The 19,014-nt window shown below is 76.4% G+C and carries 8 protein-coding genes; 4 read left to right on the top strand and 4 right to left on the bottom strand.

Annotated elements, in window-relative coordinates:
- From VF746_14510 to VF746_14525, 4 genes are all read left to right on the top strand, one after another.
- A partial coding sequence (locus tag VF746_14510; protein HEX8693632.1) for a hypothetical protein occupies positions 1–1,046 on the top strand: 1,046 nt, incomplete at its 5' end.
- Positions 1,047–1,298: 252 nt separating this feature from the next.
- Positions 1,299–3,203: a methyltransferase domain-containing protein gene (locus VF746_14515; protein HEX8693633.1), complete on the top strand. Its 1,905-nt coding sequence runs from the start codon at positions 1,299–1,301 to the stop codon at positions 3,201–3,203.
- Between the two features lie 50 nt (positions 3,204–3,253).
- Entirely contained in the window at positions 3,254–3,697 is a 444-nt protein-coding gene (locus VF746_14520) for a nuclear transport factor 2 family protein (protein HEX8693634.1), read from the top strand.
- A gap of 97 nt (positions 3,698–3,794) precedes the next feature.
- Positions 3,795–5,123 carry a threonine synthase gene (locus VF746_14525; GenBank protein ID HEX8693635.1) on the top strand — a complete coding sequence of 443 codons (1,329 nt, stop codon included), beginning with the start codon at positions 3,795–3,797 and terminating at the stop codon, positions 5,121–5,123.
- Positions 5,124–6,892: 1,769 nt separating this feature from the next.
- Here the strand turns inward: VF746_14525 and VF746_14530 are convergent.
- The 4 genes from VF746_14530 to VF746_14545 are packed head-to-tail and all read right to left on the bottom strand — an operon-like array spanning position 6,893 to position 19,006.
- Positions 6,893–12,214: a glycoside hydrolase domain-containing protein gene (locus tag VF746_14530; GenBank protein HEX8693636.1), complete on the bottom strand. Its 5,322-nt coding sequence runs from the start codon at positions 12,212–12,214 to the stop codon at positions 6,893–6,895.
- Positions 12,211–16,014: a hypothetical protein gene (locus VF746_14535; GenBank protein ID HEX8693637.1), complete on the bottom strand. Its 3,804-nt coding sequence runs from the start codon at positions 16,012–16,014 to the stop codon at positions 12,211–12,213. The genes VF746_14530 and VF746_14535 overlap by 4 nt, the downstream gene beginning before the upstream one ends.
- Positions 16,011–17,033, bottom strand: a complete 1,023-nt coding sequence (locus tag VF746_14540) for a hypothetical protein (protein HEX8693638.1) — start codon at positions 17,031–17,033, stop codon at positions 16,011–16,013. Before VF746_14540 ends, VF746_14535 begins: the two co-directional genes overlap by 4 nt.
- Positions 17,030–19,006, bottom strand: coding sequence for a hypothetical protein (locus VF746_14545; protein HEX8693639.1), 1,977 nt, complete (start codon positions 19,004–19,006; stop codon positions 17,030–17,032). The genes VF746_14540 and VF746_14545 overlap by 4 nt, the downstream gene beginning before the upstream one ends.
- Positions 19,007–19,014: the final 8 nt, after the last annotated feature.

A 19,014-nucleotide genomic window follows, 5' to 3' on the forward strand; every position in this document is an offset into this window, starting at 1 on the left:
GCGCGCTCTGGCTGCGCCGCCGCGAGCGGCGGGAGGGCGCCGCGCCGGACGGCACGCCGGCGAGGTGGGCGGGGGCGCTCGTGCTCTGGAGCGTGGTGCTGCTGGGGCTCACCCTGGCGGGGGTGGGCGCGGCGTACCTGGCGCTCTGGTGGGTGCTCCCGGCCGCCGCCGCCCTCTTCCCGGCGGCCGCCCTCCCGCGCCGGAGCGGGGCGTGGCTCCTCCCGGCGCTGGTGCCGGGGGCGCTGGTGACCGCGGAGACGGGGGTGCTCCTGGTGGGGTTCTTCGTCCCGCTCGCCGGGCGCACGGGGGCGCCGTCGCCGCAGGACCCGCTGATCGCCGTGCTGGTGGCGGCCCCGGTGCTGGCCGTCGCCACGCTGGCGCTGGCGCTGGTGGAGCGGGCGCGGCCGCTGGGGGCGGCCGCCGCGCTCCTCGGCGTCGTGGGCCTCGCGGCCACCGTGGGGCTGGCGCTGGCCTCGCCCTACACCCCCGAGCGGCCCCGGCGGCTCGCGCTGGTGGAGAGCCACGAGCCCGACGGCACGGGCACGCTCACCGTGGCGGCGGGCGACGCGGCCGACCTGGGCCCCTTGCTGCGGGGCGCGCCGCTCGCGCTGCGGCCCGCCGGGGAGCCGCGGGTCTACCGGGCCGCGGTGGCGCCGCCCGCGCTGCCGTTCCCGGCCGCCCGGGTGTCCGCCTCGCCGCTCGACCCCGCGCGCGGCACGCGCGCCGTGCGGCTCAGCGTGGCGGGCGGCGGCTACCGGCGGCTGGTGCTGACGCTGCCGCGCGAGCGCCTGGCCGGCTGGTCGCTCTCCGGCGCGCTCCCGGCGCTCCCCCCCGGTCTGGACAGCTACCGGGTGCGGATCATCCCCGGGCAGGGCCGGCCCTGGGAGGCCGGCTTCGAGGTGCGGGGGGCCGCGCCGGTCGAGGCTCTCCTGACCGTGATCGACGAACCCGCCCACGCCGGCGCGGCGCCCCAGGTGGCGCGCCGCCTCCCGCCCTGGGTGGTGACCTCGTCGCGCCTGGTCCGCACCACCATCGTCCGCCTCTGAGCGAGACGCAGCGGCATCGTCCCGAGACCCGATGACGCCGGCGGCCCCGGCTCTCAGGCTCGCTTCAGCACCTCTCCGCACCTCCGTCTCCGCGGGCCGTCAGGGACGATCCGTGAAGATACGAAGTTCAGCGGCTGCCGCCCGGTCCTGCCGGGCCGTGGCTGCCGTCCGTCCGTCCACGATCCGCGCGGGTGTTCGCGCGGGAGCGCATCCGCGCACCACGCCGGATCCTTCAACGAAAGAGGGTTTGCCATGACCGACGTCACGCTGGAAGCCGGGTTCGGGGCGGGGACCGCGACGCTCGAAGCGCCCGCCGACCCCACCGGGTGGGAAGAGGTGGGGTTCTCGCTGGTCGACCTCGGGCCGGCCCCCGGGAGGGGCCCGGCCCCCGCCGAGCCGCTCTCGGCCGACGCGCGGCTGCTGGCCGCCGGCGCGGGCCTCCCGATCGCGACGCTCCCCCGGGGCGCGGGGCGCGACCGGGCGGCGCTCAGGCAGTACGTGCGGGCGCTGAACGACCTGATCGTGGGGCCGGGCGCCAGCTCCCCCACCTGGAAGCTCCTCCGGGCGGCGGTGCCGCCGCGCGAGCTGGCCGGGCTGAGCGCGGCCGACCTCCGCCTGGGGCTGGCCCCGCTCTGGGACGCCGGGGAGCTGGCCGCCATCGAGGCCCTCTCCCTGGAAGAGCTCGAGGCCGAGTGGCGCCGGCGGATCGCCGACCGGATCCCCGAGGGCGCCGCGGTGGTCGGCGCCGACCAGCGCTACGCCGGGATCTGGCGCGACCTGCCCGGCGGCGACTTCGACACCGAGGGGCGGGGCCGCGACTACACGGCGGGGATGCGCGCCTTCCCGGCGTGCCGCGCGCTCGGCGTCCAGTCGCTCCTCTCCCTCCTCGGGGCGTTCGAGCCGGGGCCGCGCGTCTACCTGGACGTGCTGGGCGGAGAAGGATACGTCTGGCGGCTTCTGGAAGCGAAGCGCCAGCTCGCGCAGCGGCAGGTGGTGGTGCTCCCCGGGGCGGAGCTCGGCGCGGACGGCGACCCGGCCCACCTTCCCGCCCCCCTGGCCGACCTCCTGCGGCGCACCGCCCTGGCCGATCCCGACGCCGTGATCGTGGCGGTGCACGCGCCCGACGCGCCCGCCTCCCCCTGCGCCGGGCGCCTGGTGGGGATGGCCGACGGGCGGGCGCGGGTCTCCGGGCCGCTCGCGCTCTCCGGCGCCGACCTGGTGGAGTGGCTGCGCGGCCGCCCCGCGGGCGACGGCGCAGCGGGCGCGGCCGGGGCGCTGGAGCCCATGCTCCGGGCGCGCGGCCGGCGGCAGGCCCCGGTGATGATCACCAACGACGTGTCGCGCCACATGTTCTACCGCGCCGGGCTGTGGGGGATGCCCACCCGCGAGGACGCGCTCCGGCTGTCGCGCACCTTCCGGGCGGACTCGCTCGACGGCGTGCTCTGCGCGTACGGCACCCACCACATCCCCGACATCTACGCCGCGCTCCGGGAGAGCCACGCCATCCTCAAGCCGGGCGGCTGCATGGTGGTGCACGACTTCCTGGACCGCGGCCCCGTGGGCAACTGGTTCCACGACGTGGTCGACCCGTACAGCAAGACGGGGCACGACATGCCCCACATCGGCCCCGTGGAGATGGCCGTGCACCTCTTCCGTGCCGGCTTCCGCGGCGTGGAGCTGTTCGAGATCAACGACCCTTTCATCTTCACCGCCGAGCCCGACGACGAGCTGGGCGCCCGCGACCTGGCGCTGCGCTACATCATGGGGATGTACGGGATGAGCGAGAGCTTCGCGCACCGGCTGGACGACCTGGAGGCGCTGATCCACCGGGTGCTCGCCTACCCCGAGCTCGGCGAGACGGCGGTGTTCGAGCGCGACTTCGCCTTCATCCCCCGCCGCGCCGTGGTCGCCCGGGCGTACAAGCCGCACCCCGGCCACGGCCCGCGCTTCTCCGAGAGCGACGCCGCGCTGATCGAGGCGCTCGGAAGGGCGCTGCGCGCCAGCCCCGACGACCTCCAGCGGCGCGCCGGCGGGCCGCCCGAGGCCACCCGCTCGTGGTTCGGCGAGGGAGGCTCCCGCTGGGGGCTCTCGGCGGCGGACCAGCAGTCGTGGCTGGCCTGGGAGCGCCACCAGCGCGCCACCGGCGCGCTCGGCTGAGCAGGGACGCTCCCTCACCCGACACATCCCCCCGAACTGGAGAAGAGAACATGAGATGTCATCTCGCAGCGGCCCTGCTGCTGTGCGCCGCCGCGCCCGGCGTGGCCCACGCGCAGGCGGCGGCGACGGCCGCCGACTCGGCGGCGATCCGGCAGGTGGCGCTGGACTACGCCGAGGCGTGGTACGCCGGCGACGCCGCCCGGATGGAGCGCGCGCTGCACCCCGAGCTGGCCAAGCGGATGGTGGAGTCGGACGCGCAGGGCCGCAGCACGCTGGACAGGATGACCGCCGCCGAGCTGGTGGAGATCACGCGCCGCGGCGGCGGGACCCGCACCCCCGCCGCCGAGCGCCAGGCCGACGTGCGCATCCTCGACATTTTCGGCAACGCCGCCAGCGTCCGCGCGACCATGCGCGGCTGGGTCGACTACCTGCACGTGGTGCGCTGGAACGGCCGCTGGGTCATCATCGACGCGCTCTGGGAGCAGAAGCCGTAGCCGCAGCCGGGGCGATCCGGCCCCGGATCTCCCCCCGAACGCGGGGCGGGGCGCGGCGTTCCGCGCCCCCTCATCCACTTCAAACGAGGAGCTTCCGATGCGACTGTCGCGGAGGAGGCGGCGCACCGTTCTCTCGGTTCCGAACCGGGCCCGAGCGAAGACCACGGGCACGGCGCGGTTCTGGCTCAGGTGCAGCCGCTGCGGCGGGGAGGCGGAGTTCCGCCACGCGGGGCGCTGCCCGTGCGGCGGGTCGCTCCTGGTGGAGTACGACCTGGACCGCGTGGCGCGCACGCTCAGGCCGGACGTCCTCCCCTCGCGCCCCGGCTCGCTCTGGCGCTTCCGGGAGCTTCTTCCCGTGCAGCGCGACGAGTCGATCGTCTCGCTGGGCGAAGGGTGCACGCCGCTGGTGCCCCTGCCGGCGCTGCGGGGGGCGCTGGGGGTGGGCGCGGTGTACGTGAAGCGCGAGGAGCAGAACCCCACCGGCACCTTCAAGGCGCGGGGGTTTTCCGTGGCGGTGTCGCTGCTCGTGGAGCACGGCGTGGGCAAGGCCGCGATCGGCTCCAACGGCAACGCGGGGAGCGCGCTCGCGGCCTACGCGGCGCGCGCGGGGATCTCGGCCCACGTGTTCCTCCCGGAAGACACGCCCGGGCTGATCGTGGACGAGTGCCGGGGCTACGGGGCCGAGGTCTGCCTGATCCGCGGGCTGATCCAGGACGCCGGGAGGTTGATCGATGAGGGACGGGACGAGCAGGGGTGGTTCAACGTCGGCACGCTGCGCGAGCCGGGGCGGGTGGAGGGGAAGAAGACGATGGGGCTGGAGTTGGCCGAGCAGCTCGGGTGGAGGCTCCCCGACGTGATCGTCTACCCCACCGGCGGCGGGTCGGGGATCATCGGGATGTGGAAGGCGTTCCGGGAGATGAAGGCGCTGGGGTGGGTCAGCGGAGACGTGCCCCGGTTCGTGTGCGTGCAGGAGGAGGGCTGCGCGCCGCTGGTGTCGGCGATCCGCGGCGACGACGAGGGCGGCGCGGGCGGCGGGCCGGTCCGGACGGCGCCCACCGGGCTCCGGGTGCCCAGCCCCCCGGACGGCGCGCTGGTCGCCGGGATCGTGCGAGACAGCAACGGGACGGCGCTGGCCGTGACCCGCGAAGAGATCGCATCGGCGCAGGCGAGCTTCGGCTCGCTCGGGATCTCGTCGTCGCCGGAGGGTGCGGCCACGCTGGCGGCGCTGCGGCGTCTCGCGGAAACCGCCTGGATCGGCCCCCGGGACCAGGTGGTGCTGTTCAACACGGCGGGCGCGATGAAGTACCGGCCGTGGACGTCGCCGGTGCCCGCTCGCGTGGTGTCGGAGTATTCCGATTACCGGGACCAGGCTGCCGCGCCGCCCCGGCCCGCGGGGGTGGAGCAGGACGCGCCCATGGTAGGGTAAGACACGGCGAGCACTCGGCCGCCTCCGCTTGGCGGAGCGTGATGCCAGGTTCTACAATCGATCATGCAAACGAGACGTCATTCCTGAAGGAGGGTGACATCGATGATGCAAACGAGATGTCATCCTGAGTCTTCCACCGCGCTACGCGCGACCCCGGGAGGATGAAACGGGGTTGTAGTTCTCCCTCCCACCCCAGCGGGGGGAGGGCCGGGGAGGGGGGCTACCCGCGGCGAGCACCGAAGCCCGTCACAGCGCACGAGCCAGGTAGTTTCTATTCAGGGAGCCGCTGCACCGAACCTGCCTCGGCAACGATGCCTGGCGGCGACCGAAGGATCTACTCCCCCCGGAGCGAGGCCGCTTCTGCGCACTGCACCAGACGCGCGGAGTAGATCCTTCGTCGCGTCCAACCCTTGGCGGGGGCGAATTCCACGCGGACGCTCCCTCAGATGACCTCGTGTGGCATGGGAATGCACAGTCGGTTCGGAAGGTGGTATGAGAGGGGAGTCGCGCGCCCTGATCGCTCTCCCCCGATCCGGCCCTCACGTCGTATCGGCTTCAGGGTGTGCTCCAGGCAGCCGCTCCCATGGGCGGTGGAGTTGCCGAGCAGCAGCAGGCGTATCCACGCGGGGGCGGCCGGATCCTCCTCGAGGTCCTCGCGCTTCTCGCCGCCGATCGGCGGCGGCGGATGACCCACCTGGCTGTGCCTCGAACACCGGCACGGAGTCTCCCAGCGAGCACCGTTTCCACTCTGACGGGTTTACTCGCCCCCGTAGCTCAGGTGGATAGAGCGACTGCCTCCTAATCTGGAGGTCGAGGGTTCGAGCTTTCGTTTGCGACACTGAGCTAAATGCCCGTAGGACGGTACCTTACGCCGCCTGCGGGTTTTCGTTTTTAGCTCAGGTCTGGAGCCAGTAACAAGACTCCAATCGCAAAACGCAGAACGCTCCCCCGGGGTGCGCGGTACCCTCAAATGAGGAGCCGCGGACCTGTACCTGCCTCGCCGGGGAATCAGAAGATGTCACGGGTAGCCAATAAGAGGGCGGGAGGGCAGGCGCCGGCGGCGGTCGGCGCACAGGAGCCGCAGGTGAGGCTATACTGGAAGGACGGGCACACCTACAGCGACGCGCGTGCCTGGGCGAAGTGGGGAGGCCGGCTGGAGGCTGGGAGACCATCTTCGCCAACCGCGACGTCAAGCAGTGCTTCGGCACGAACGACTGGACCACCGCCGACCTGCTATCGAGAATGACGGGCGAGACCGCGCTCTTCACCAAAGTTGGTCTTTCGGCAAGGGACGCAGCTACGGGAAGAGCAGCGGGCACTCGACCAACTATGGCGAATCGGTCTCCGAGAAGGGAAGGCGTCTCCTAGTGGCCGACGAGGTGCTGCGGTTGCCGCCCTCCAAGCAGGTGCTCTTCGTGAAGGGGAGCGCGCCGCTGCTCGTGGACAAGATCAACTACCTCATCGACCCGGAGTTCCGGGCGGCCAACGGTGACACGCTGTTCAAGCCCAATCGATGTACGCGTGAGGAGATTCCTCGCGCCAGGGACTGCGGACAGCCGTTCCTCCTCGCGTCTTCCCTTGTCGTCAGCAACCGGCTGCGCGCGGCGCGCGAGTTTCGCCGAGTCCAGAGCGAGCCGAGGTCGGGAGAGGTGATGCGCGAGTGCGGGAGGAGGTCGCGGCGCCGGTGGCGAGTGCTTGCGAGCCGAAACATCGCAGTGGGACCTGGCCGTCCGCGATGTCTTGAGGCACAGTTCGAAGCGTCAGGAGCTTCAGAGATCCAGCGGTCCTACGCGCTCGAGGGGGCCGTAGTCGGCGGTGCCGGCGTTCCACCGCGTGGCGTACACGTTGCCGTCCCGGCCGGTGACGACCACCTGTACGTCGTTAGGGCCGTGGTGGCACGCCGCGTCCACCGACGCCAGCCGCGACGCCGGCGCCCCCCCGATCTGGCGCAGCGCCGACCACGCGCCGGTCGCACGGGTGAGCGCGGTGGTGAACAGCGCCCCGTTCTCCCCGACGACGAACGCGTCCACGTGGTCCGCATCGCGGTTGCACGCCGCGATCCCCGCCAGCGGCTCCAGGTCCACCGTCGCGCCGCCGGCCACCTGCGCGTGGGGCGGCGCACCCCAGCCGCCGGGGTTCGTCCAGAAGACGTCGTGCAGGCGCCACTCCGTGGTCCCGTCCTGCCTGCCGACGAAGAGCACGTCCACGCGGTCCGCGTCACGGCTGACGGCGGCCAGGTTGGCGAACGGGTGCACCCGGACCGCCGGCGCGCCGACCTGCACGGGCGCGCTCCACGTGCCGGGGGCGCCTGCCGCGGAGGACGCGGCGCGGACGAGGCCGTCGGCACCGACCCAGAAGACGTCGGCGATACCGGCGGCGCGGCTGACGGCGGCGTGCCGGTTGGACCTGCGCACGTCCGCGCCGGCGATGTCCGTAAGCGGAGACCAGTCGCGCGCCTGCGGGTCCCAGCGCGCCACGGCGAGCCGCCCCGCGTCGTCGTCCACCACGAACGTGTCGACCGACTCGTCCCCGCGGGTGACTGCCGCCACGCCGGGGAGTGGATCGATGGCGAAGCCGGCGCCCGGGACGGTCTGGTGCGCCCACGCACCGCCCGGGGGGAGCCGCAGCGCCTGCAGCCGCCAGGCGTCCTCGCCCTCCGCCTCCGCAAAGGCGAGGGCCAGCAGGAAGTGGGTGGGATCGGGCGCGGCCGTCGGCCCCGGGACGCCGAGCGCGGCGAGGGTGGAGAACGGGTTCCACGCGTAGGGGGTGCCGGCCGGGACCGGGTCGGCGTCGCGCGCCGCGGCGCCCGGCGCCCACGTCACGCGGAGGGGGAGCCCCCGGCGCACGGCGTAGATGGCGCACGCCCCAGCCGCCGCCGGCACTGCGGCGACCCGGCCCCCGTGGATGCGCGCGGGCTGGCAACGCCGCTCGGGAAAGGCGGGGTCGGCGACGACGGCGACGTTACAGTCGATCCCCGGAAAGCCGGGGACCGGATTGCCTGCAGGCGGCGGGGTGGTGTCGGACCATTGCCGTGCGAGCGCATCGCGGTCGGTGGACCGTTCTCCTCGCGCGTCCATTGCCGGTGTGCGCACCAGGAGTTGGCCGCCCGAGATCCGGATCCGAGCCTCATTGGAGGGGTTGATGTTCACATTCCACACGAACAACCCCGGACAGTTCTGCCGGAACTGGAGCGAGGACGGAGGATGGCAATAGACACCGGGCCTGTACCCTCGCTCGGCGATTAGGTGAAAGAGCTGGTCACAGTACGCAAGTCCTTGGACACTCGGGTTGCCTCCCACCTCCCAATCGACATAGAGGACCGCGCCCGCAGGAATGCCGGCTGTGGTGGCCTTGGCCGCAGCGTCCACAGCGTTACCTTCGGCGACGAAAAGCCGTACGTCCACAGGACCGTCGTTGGGGTTCGCGGGATCCTGCTGGCCCCAATAGATAGGCAGAATGCCCCAGGAAGAATGGATCTCGGGCCAGGCTGTCATCCAGCCCCCGAGCGGGTGAGTTCCAATGCCGCCCAACCGGTTGTGGCCGTTTCGCGGCCTGGTGGTCGCGGCCTCCCCGGGGACGGGCGCGGGTGAATCTAAGTACAATCCCGTCCACAGGAGGTTCGAAGCACGCCAGGCATTGTCCATCACAGCCTGGCCCGGGTATTGGGACGTATCCATCCCGGCGTAGAGCGTCATCGGCTCCGCCAGCACCAGGGCGCGGCGCACGGAGCGGGCGGCCACGCGGTAGTCGGTGCGCACCAGCCGCGCCACGTCCGTCTCCGTCGCCGTCAGCGGGTCGTCGTCCGCCAGGACCACCGCCAGCAGGAGCCACCCCGGCTTCTCCCACGAAGCGCCGGCCAGCGACACGTCGAACTCCACCACCTGCGGGTTGTGGGGATCGAACGGCTCGTCCACCGGGCGGAAGGGGGCGGCCGGGTCCGCGTACGCCCACGCCGAGCCCGCCAGCCACGCCCCGCGCGACGCGGCGGGCGCCGTGCGGTCCGCCAGGAGCGCCGCGGCCCAGCCGGCGGGGAGCGGCGCCGTCCCCGCCAGGCTGTGGCGGCGCGACCAGGGGGTGCGCAGCAGGGCGACGGAGGTCCGGCCGAAGTCCACCGGATGCCAGTGCCGGCTGTGCACCGTCACGTGCACCCGCGCCGCCGTGTCCGCCACCGACGAGGTGTGCGACCCCTTGGGCCAGCGGTCCGGCTCGTCGCGCAGGTGCGCCGCCAGGTCGGCGAAGTCCGGCGGGGTGCGGTCGAAGGGGAGGGGATGCCCGGCGAGGATAGCGTTCCACGCCTGCAGGGGGGTGGCGGCGGGGGTGAGGAGGGCGTCGCGGCGGCGGTCGCGCGCGGCGGCGGCCGCGGGGGACCACGGCGCCTCCGGGTCCAGCTCCTCGCCCGCCGCGCGGAGGGCGGACTGCATCAGCCACAGGTCGTACGGGTCGCTCGCGGCGGTCAGCGGGAGCGCCACCGGGCGCGGCGGGGGCGCGGCGGGCGCGCGGCGGACGCGCAGGTCCGGCGAGGCGTCCAGGGGGAACTGCGCGCCTGTGGGGGAGAGCGGGTCCCGCGCGCCGCCCTCCGGCACGGTTGTCCACCGCGTGTCGTACGGGTGCGAGCGCAGGTAGACCCGCGGGCCCTGCGCGGGCGCCCCGGGGGCCATCTCCCACACCCCGCGGCCGGCGAGCGCCGCGCGCAGCCGCCGCTGCGCGCCGCCCCCCGGCGCGTACATCGCCAGGTCCACGCAGGGGGCCTCGGGAAGGCTGGCCGAATCGTGCACCCACGTCCACGATGGCGCGCCGCCGGCGGGAAAGGTGCCGGTGCCGCGCCACACCCCGGCATCCGTCCCCACGTACACGGTGTCGGGACTCGCGGGGTCCGCCAGGATCGCGTGGACCGGCGTGTCGGCCGTGAGCCCCGCGGGGAGCCAGGCGCCGGCGCCGTCGAACCACCACAGGTGCTGCGCGCTGTCGGGGCCCGCCGTGCCGGCGTACAGGGTCCCCGTCCCGCTGGAGGCCCGGTGCACCGCCAGTGCGGTCAGCGGCAGGTCGTCCGGGATCTGCCCCGGGAGCAGCTTGCTCTTGCGGCTGCGGCGCACCGCCGCCTGGTCGTAGAGCTTCTGCGGCGGGAGCCACGCCCCGGCAGAGGTGCGCTCGAAGAGGTAGACGCAGCCGCGCGTCAGGACGTACAGGCGGTCCGCGCTCCCCCAGCAGGTGGCCAGGACGGCGGAGTCCAGCCTGTCCTGCGCGTGGGCGGGCACGTCCGGTCGGGCGGGGTCGAACGGATCCGTGGCGGCGGGGAGGGTGATCCACCCGGAGCGGGGCGAGGCGGCGGCCGCGCGGAGCAGCGCGTCGTCCGCGTACCACACCCGGTCCGTTCCCAGCGCGCGCTGCGTTCCCCGCGCGCCGGGGACGGCCAGCAGCGCCATGTTCCCCACGGCGGCGGAGCGATCACGCTCGTCGCGGAGGGCCTCCGCCCAGCGCGCGGCGTCCGCGGCCGGGAGCCCCGCCGGGGCGCCGGACTGGAAACCCAGCCCGGCGAAGGTGCGCCCGCCGTCCCCCGACTGCAGCCAGCGGCCCGCGCCGGCCTGCGCGTAGACGCGGCGGGGGTCGGCGGGGTCCACGGCCACTCCGCCGGCGGCCCCTGCCTCCACCGCCTCCCACGTCTCCTCCGCGCGCTGCCGCAGCACGCCCCCGTCCCGGGTGGAGAGGAGGAGGAGCGCGTCGGAGCCGGCCGCCTGCGCCAGCGCGACGGCGTCGGCGGCGGCCAGCCCCGTGTTCCGCTCGCGGAAGCTTCCCCGCGCCCCGTCCGCCGGGGAGCGGAAGACCCCGCCGCTCCCGGCGGCCCACAGGTGCGCGGTACCGCCGGCGGGCGCCCACGCCAGCTCCTGCACGCCGGCCGGCACCCCGGCGCCGACCCACTCCGCGGGCGGGAGCCCGTAGGCCACGGCGGCGCGCGGAAAGGCCAGCGCCCCCGGGGCGCCCGCCACCTTGCCGGTGAACAGCGCCGCCTGGGGCCGCCCGGCGGGAAAGGCGAAGGCGTGGCCGCCCACCGCCACCACGTCCTGGTGGGCGGGATCGGTGGTGGGGTGCACCGCCAGCGCCATCCCGGACGGGCTCTCCCCCGCGGGGGTGTCGAAGAGGGTGCGCGGCAGCCCCGAGACCCGCTCCGCGGCGTCGCCGTCCACTCGCCAGAGCCGCGGCCCGTCCGCCAGCACCCAGACCACCGCGTGGCCGGGGACGTTTCCCGCGGCCAGCCGCATCCGCGTGACAGGGATCCCGGCCGCCACCTCCGCCGCGGGAAAGGCGGGGAGGGGAACCGCCACCCAGTGCGCCCCCCCGTCCGCGCTGCGGGCCAGCGCGCCGGTGGCGGAGGCGGCGTACACCCGCTCCGGCTCGGTGCCCAGTCCCGGCACCACCACCACGTCGGCGATCTCCCCTTTGCCCAGGCCGGGATCGACCTTCGTCCACGGCCCCGCACCCGCCGCGGGGCGGCGGTAGAGGCCGCGGCTGGTGGCGGCCCACGCCACCCCGGCGGCCACCCGGTCCGGCGCCAGGGCGTGGACGGCCACCCCGCGCAGGTCCGTGGCCTCCAGCCGCCAGGGATCGGCGGCGGCGGCCCCGGTGGCGGCGGCGGCCGCGGCGGGGCCCGTGGCCACCCGGATCCCCACCCCCTGCACGGTGCCGGCGGGCGCCCCCGCCCGCGGGGGGCGCTCGCCGGGGCCCACGTACACCACGTCGGCCGCCGCCGTGGCGCCCCAGCGCACCGCCAGGGCGCCCACCGTCAGCGCGTCGGCGGGGTGCAGCGCGCCAGCCCCGTCCAGGGTGGAGGCGTAGAAGTCCAGCGCCGTCCAGTGCGCGCCGCCGTCGCCGCTGTACCACACGCCGCCCCCGGCCGCCCCGGCGTACGCCCGCTGCCCGTCGGGGCTCACCGCCAGCGCGCGGACGCGGCCGGCCACCCGCGGCCGCCCCGCCGCCGCCCCCCGCACCACCGCCGCCGGGCCCACGGCCGTCCACTGGCCGGCGGCCGGGTTCGCCGGGTGCGGCGCGGGGGCGCGCACCGGCGTGCCCGTGGGCACCCGGACCGGGGCCGTCACGGCGCGCCCTCCGCCGCGCGCGGCTCCACCCGGATCCACCCCTCCTGCAGGGTGGAGGGCTGCTCCGGGAGGTACGCCGTCTGGGTGGCGGCGGAGATCGGGTCGTCGCGCCAGGTGAGCGGCGTGTCGCGGCGGGTGAAGGCCTGCCGCTCGCCCAGCCCGGTGACCATCGGCAGCCTCACGGCGGTGGGGTCCACCAGCACGGGCCCCACCCGGAACGAGGGCGACAGGCGCACCAGCGCGTCGTGGAACCAGTCGCGGGCCAGCGCCAGCGCCTTGCGGGGAAGGACGCCGCAGGTGGCGTGCACCTTTCCCCCGGGGCTCATCAGCAGGGTCAGGCGCACGAGCTGGCCGGGGCGCGCCGTGACCTCCGTGGGGCCGGAGAGGTAGGGATGGACGATGGGGGTCACCCCGGGCGCGGCGGCGGAGCCGGGGCCGAACGGGCCCAGCTGCCCCTGCTGCCTGCCCCCGGTCCGTGCCTGGCTGCGCACGTCCGGCGCGACGGGGCAGAGGCGGGCGTAGTCGTCGTCCACCACGTATGCCAGCAGCCCGTCGTCGGCGCGGGTGAGCTCGCCCAGGCGCACGGCGATGGCCCGCGACGCCAGCTCCGCGTACGCCCGGGCGCGGGCGGCGCGCGCGTCCGCGTCGGCGAACGTCAGCAGGTCGAGGTCGTCCTGCACCTCCAGCCGCAGCGTCGCCGGCACCACGGCGATCGGCCGCCCCACCAGCCCGGCCACGGCGCCGGTGCCCACGGATCCCAGGGGGTCCACCGTCCACAGGGTGGTGTCGATCGCCCGAAGCAGCGCGGCGAGGGCGCTCTCGGCCGGCGGGCCGGCCGGGCCGTTGCGGGCGGCGGCGTCTGCGGCCACGGTGGCGGCGGCGAGCCGGGCCAGGTGCCGGGCGCCGGGATCGCTGCCGGGGTCGGGGGGGCCGCCCACGGGGCCCGGGCGCCCCGGCGCGCCCTCCCACACCACGGCGCCGGTGAGCTCGTCGTGCATCAGCTGCCCCAGCGGGGCGCCGGCGGCGTCGAAGAACTCCAGCGCTTCGTCCACGTGGTCGGGAAGGAGCCACCCGGCCACGGGGCTCACCGCCTGGTCGGGGTGCTGCTGGTCCACCCGCGCCTCCACGGCGGGGTCGCCGTCGGGGGTGCGGGGGTCCACGAAGCGGAAGGCCAGGCGGGCGGGGCGCTGCAGCCGGGGAGGGAGGGTGATCCGGGGCGCCCCCGCCGGGTGCGCGATCGCCGTCGCCACCTCGGCGGCGGCCAGCCGCTGCGGCGGGATGTCGCGCCACCGGCCGAAGGCGTCCACCACCCGCAGGCGGGTGAGCGCCGCGCCGCCGCCGGCCAGCAGCAGCGGGAGCCCGCGGGCCAGCGGGCCGCCCCGTGGGGTGCCGTCGGGGTGGATGGAGCGCTGCGACGCCTCGTCGGGGTCCAGCCCCAGGAGCGTCTCGCGGACGCCGCCCAGGGTGGCGGAGAGCACGTCCAGCCCCTCGGCCGCGGCGGCGGCCTCGGCCAGCTCCGCCTCGCGGCGGTCGGAGACCTGGCCCTGCCCCGCCTGGTCGCGGGCGTCCTCGTCGGCCAGCCAGCGCCGGATCTGCCCCGCCAGCGCCCGCGCCGCGGCGCCGGCCAGGGGCGAGCGGCCCCGCACCACGCGGGTGGCGGCGGCGTCGGGGCCGTCCCCGCCCCGGGGCTCCAGGTCCACCGGCCCCAGCGTCCACCGGCCCAGGGCGTCGTCCACCCGCAGCTCCAGCTCCCAGTCGCACCAGAGGGGGATCCACGGCTGCGCCCAGCGGGTGACGCCCACCGGCGACACCTCGTGCCCTTCCGCCAGCGAGGCACGGCGGATGACGTCGCCCGCTTCGCCGTCCAGCTCCGCGCGCAGCCCGCGCGAGCGGGGCGCCGCCACGCGCAGGGCGGTCTCCGCGCGCATCCGGGCCGACACCGCCTCCCGCGGAAGGCCGGTGGCGGTGCTCCCCCACGCCGCCACCTCGCCCCAGCGGTAGGGGTCGGTGAGGGCCGTCTCGCGCAGGAGCAGGTCCACCTCTTCCGGGACGGCGCCGGAGCCCACCGTCCGCAGCCCGGCGGGGAGCTCCCGGCCGTCCAGCAGCCCCGGGTAGCCGCGCACCACCTGGGCGGGGAGCCGGCAGGCCAGCCGCCCGTCGGGGGTGAAGCGCCCGTCCCCGCCGTGGCGGAACGAGCGGGCGGCCCCGCGCAGCACCACGGCCAGGTCCGCCGGGACGAAGACGCGGGGCGCGGGGACGGCCACGTCGCGGAACGAGCGCGGCGCGGCGGCGGCGCCGATCGGCGCGCCGTCCAGCCGCCGGGCCTGCGACAGCTCGCGCACCCGGTACGCCTCCCGGCGCACCAGCCGCGCCCGGGGCGCCCCCGCGCGCTCGGCCGGCCCCCCCGCCGCCGGCGGGGGCGGCGGGGCCGCGGGGGGCGGAGGGGGGCGGTCGCCCGCCATCACGTCGCCCTCCGCCACCCGGTCCGGCCGCGCGCGCGCGCCGGCGCCGAAGCCCACGAAGCCCCCCGCGTGGCGGTCCTCGTCCACAGCGGCCTGCCCTCCCGGGCCGTCGATGCCGCTCAGCAGCCCCGAGGCGAAGGCGGCCAGCACCCGCTCCGACGACACCCACCGCGCGGCGGGGCCTTCGGCCAGCAGGGCGCTGAGCGCGGCGAAGCCCGTGGGCCCCACGGCCACCTCGATCCGCGCCGCGTCCGGGGCCAGGTCCGGCCCGCCCCCCGGGGCCACCCCCACCACCGAGCCGTGCAGCAGCGTCAGCCGCGGCATCGCGGGGCCCTCCGCCAGGCGCAACGCGGCGTGGTCGTCCAGCAGCTCCGCGCGCGCGAAGGTGACCTCCGCCGCGGCCCCCGCGTGCGCGGGCGAGAAGGCGGTGCGGCCGGTGTACGACGGCGGGGGCGAGGCCAGCCCCACCGACTGCCGCTTCACCTGCTGCGCCGCCCCCGCCTGCGCGCCCTCCGCCAGCCCCTCGGGCTCCGGCGCCAGCCACCCCAGCCAGCGCGCGCGCGCCTGGTAGGCGCCTACCGAGACGCAGTCGCGCAGCGGGTCCAGCGCGGGGTCCGACCACCACCCGGCCACCAGGTACGACAGGTCGGGGATCGCCCGGGCCCCGGCCAGGTCCGCCAGGTCGTCGTGAAAGGCGAAGCGGTCCACCACCGCGTCGTAGGTGGCCGCCCAGGCCGGATCGCCCCCCGCCACCGCCGTCAGCCGCTCCCGGGGGATCACCCGTCGGCCCGAGGCGCCCCGCAGCGTCCCCGCGGGGAGGGGGCCGGGCTCCGTCCATCCCGCCAGGGGGTGGCGCTCGCCGCGGTCCGCCAGCACCACCCAGGCGCGCACGGAGGGCTGGCCGTGCACCATCCGCACGACCACCCAGCGGTCGGGAAGGGGCAGGGGCGACAGGGCGTTCCCCGCGGGCGCCGTCCCCCCGCGGGCGTTGCCGGCGTCGCCGCGCGTCAGGCCGTCGGGACCGGCCCAGTGCAGGTACACGCCTTCGGGGCGCGCTTCCGGGTCGCCGAAGGGCTCCGGCGCCACCGGGAGCGCGGCCGCGAGCCCGTCGTCCGGATCCGCCACGGGGACGAAGGTGGCGGTGGGCACCGCCTGGCCCACCGACCCCCGGGGCACCACCAGCGCCTGCACGTCGATGGGCACCAGCAGCCGGGGGTCGCGGGCCAGGCGCGCGTCCCAGCTGTCGAACGCGGCCCGGTCCACCCCGGCGCGTACCAGGGTGGCGTAGCCGGGCGAGAAGACCGCCTCCGCGAGCCGTCCAGGGAATGCGTCGCTCATTCGCCGTCTCCCAGGTGCCACGCGCGCACCGCCTCGATGCGCACGCTGGGCCGGAAAAGGTCGCCGAACACCGGCGCGGGGCCGCCGGCGCCGGGGCGGGTGTCGCCGAACACCTGCCGGAAGGGGAACTGCAGCATCTGCATGGCCAGCTCGGCGCTCTGCACCCCCGCCGCCTCGAAGGCGTTGACCTTCGTGGCCGGCTGGGCGGCGATGCGCGCCGTGAGCGTCTTGACGTCGATCACCCCCGGCGCGCCGCGGCGGAAGGGGACCTCCACCGCCTTCGGCCCCGCGGGGGGCGGCTGCATGGCGTCCAGGCGGGTGGCGGTGGTCACGTCGCGCAGCGGCACCGTGGCCCCCGACGTCCCCGTGGCCCCCACGGTCAGGTCCACGCCGAACTGGATCCCCTGCCGCGGCTCCTCTACGTGCACCACCGCGGGGATCCCGTCGAAGAGGCAGAAGAGGACGGCGGGCGCCAGCCGCTTTAGGCTCAGCAGGCGGAGGCCGTTCTCCGGTACCTTCGCGTCGTCGGGCCCGACCTCGTCGCGGTAGGCGCGCACGTGCAGCGCGGGCCATCCCGAGACCGCGCGCGAGCGGAGGAGGAAGCCGGTGACCGCCTCGGCGCGGGCGAGGCCGGGCGAATCGCCCCCCACCACGCGCACCCGCCGCTCCTCCGCGTCCACCTCCGCGCGGATCTCGGCGTGCATCGCCTGCATCTGCTCCCGGTCCAGGGTGGTGACGGTGCCCACGGAGAGCGCGCCCTGCACCAGCGCGTCCGCCCACTCCCGGTCCAGGTAGAAGAAGCGGATGGACTCCAGGGGAAGGAGCTCGGCGTCGGGGACCAGATGGGCGAACGGGACGCCCTCCAGCAGCCGGAGGCGCGCGAGCCAGTGGCGCACCGAGTCCGGGAGAAGGCCGCCCGCGGGGGCCGCCTCGGCTTCCGCCCGCTGCAGCGACACGGCCCGGACGGTGGCCGAGAGCACCAGCGGGTTGTCGAGGAGGGCGGCGCGCACCGGGCTCATCGGGGGGCTCCTGGGTCGAGGTCGGGGACAGCGTCCTGCGCGGCGGCGGGGCCGGGGAGGACGGCCCCGGCCGCCTGCGCGTCCAGGGCGACGGCGGCCACGGCGCCGGTGGCGGCGCGGCGCAGGTGCGCGAACGAGGTGGCGGCGCGGCCGGCCAGCGCCTCCAGCCCCGTCGGCTGCTGGACCAGCGGTACGGCGAGGGGGGCGGCCGCCCGCACGGCGCCGGGGTCGATGGCCTCGCGGACCGTCGCCAGGGGGACGCCCAGCCCCGTCGCCAGCAGCTGCGCCAGGTCGGCATCGTCCACCCCCGGCACGGGGCGGCCGGGGTCCACCGGCGGGCGCACGGCGCCCATGCGGGCCGCGCCGCCCGCGCCCAGCCCGGCGATGAGCGCGTGCCCCGCGCGCGAGGCGAGCCCCGCGGCCAGGCCGTGCACGCCGGCCAGGAGCAGCTCCGGCTCCGCCTCCAGCAGGGCGGTGCGGCGCGCCCGCTCGAACCCCTCCTTGCGCCAGTTCAGGAGCGCCGCCACCACGCCGGGCTCCGCCAGCGCCAGCAGGCGGCCGATCTCGAAGGCCGTGGCCAGCGACAGGTTCTCGCGCCCGTCGGGCCCCACCCGGCGGGCCTGGTCGCTGGCGTGCAGCAGGGGCAGCACCCCCCCGGCGGGCATCTCGCGGTCCACCGGCCGGGGGACCAGCGGGCCGCGGTACCAGACGGTCCCCGGCTCGCCCAGCCGGCTCACGTGCTCCAGCGCCACGTGCCCCGTGTCCAGCACCACCGGCGGCGGGCGGGAGGGAGGAGGCGGCGGCTTCTCCCCCGGCTGCGGGGGGTCGGGCGGCTTGGGCAGGGTGCCCAGCATCCCCACGTCCAGCCCCTGCATGAGCGACTGGAAGTCGCCCTCGCCGGCGCAGGTGAACTGCCAGTGGGCCAGCACGGGAAAGGTGTACTGGCGGGCGCCGGGGTCGAAGAGCTCCAGGTCCACCGCGTGCAGCGCGCCCACCAGGTGCGCCGTGCTCCGCGGGGGGGCGAACCGCTCCGCCCCGCGGGGGCCCGCGCCCAGCCGGTGCGACGCCGCGCCCGACCAGGCGTCCGCCGCCGTGTGCGCGCCCGAGGCGCGGAACGACGGCCGGCCCGCCGCCGGCCCGGCGCTCTCCGACGCGGGCGGGGCGCCCGGCGGCGGCGGCGCGACGACCGCCGCGGCGGAGCCGTCGACGAAGGAGGCGGCCTGGTAGGAGAAGGTGTCGGCGAGGCGCGGAGCGTCGGCGTATACGAAGGCGGTGGCGAAGGCGCGCGCCGGCACCGGCTCCGTCTCCGCGCGCTCCAGCAGCACCTCGTACTGCCCTTCCAGCGAGATCAGATAGGCACCGTAGCGCGCGTCCGGCTGAGGAAGCCGGTTGGCCAGGACCACCGCCAGCCACCCATCGTCGTCGCCCAGGGCAAGCTCCGTATCGGCCAGGTCCACGTTGCGCACGTGCGCCAGCAGGGGCAGCTCCTCGCGGGTGGGGAACACCTGGTCCACCACGCGCCGCGTGACCACGATGGCGTCGCCCACCATCACGTCGTTGCGTCCCTCCAGCACCACTCCCGGCGTGACGCACTCGGCCACGGGGCGCGACGCGCGGAACTCGCACTCGCCGTCCGCCAGCACCACCAGCGCCAGCCAGGGGAGCTCGCGCGGCAGGGTGCCGGGTGCCAGGCGGCCGTCCAGCTCGCGCTGCCAGGGACCGGTGCGGTCCCTGATGACGATCTGCGGGAGGATCGAGCTGAACGCCCCCTGCGCCTGGTTGGGGGGAAAGGTCGACAGCACCTGGTCCCGCGGAAGCGCGAAGCGGGGCGCGGTGACCTCCAGGTGCACGTCCAGCGTGTGCGGGGCGGCGCCGGGGGCGGCTACGTCCTGCTCGGCGTGCAGCGTGTACGGCCCCGCCGGGAGGTCGGGGAGGGCGCGGCTGTGCAGGGTGAAGGTTCCGGGCGTGGGCATGGCCGGGG

This window comes from Longimicrobium sp. (assembly GCA_036389795.1).
Taxonomy (GTDB): Bacteria; Gemmatimonadota; Gemmatimonadetes; order Longimicrobiales; family Longimicrobiaceae; genus Longimicrobium.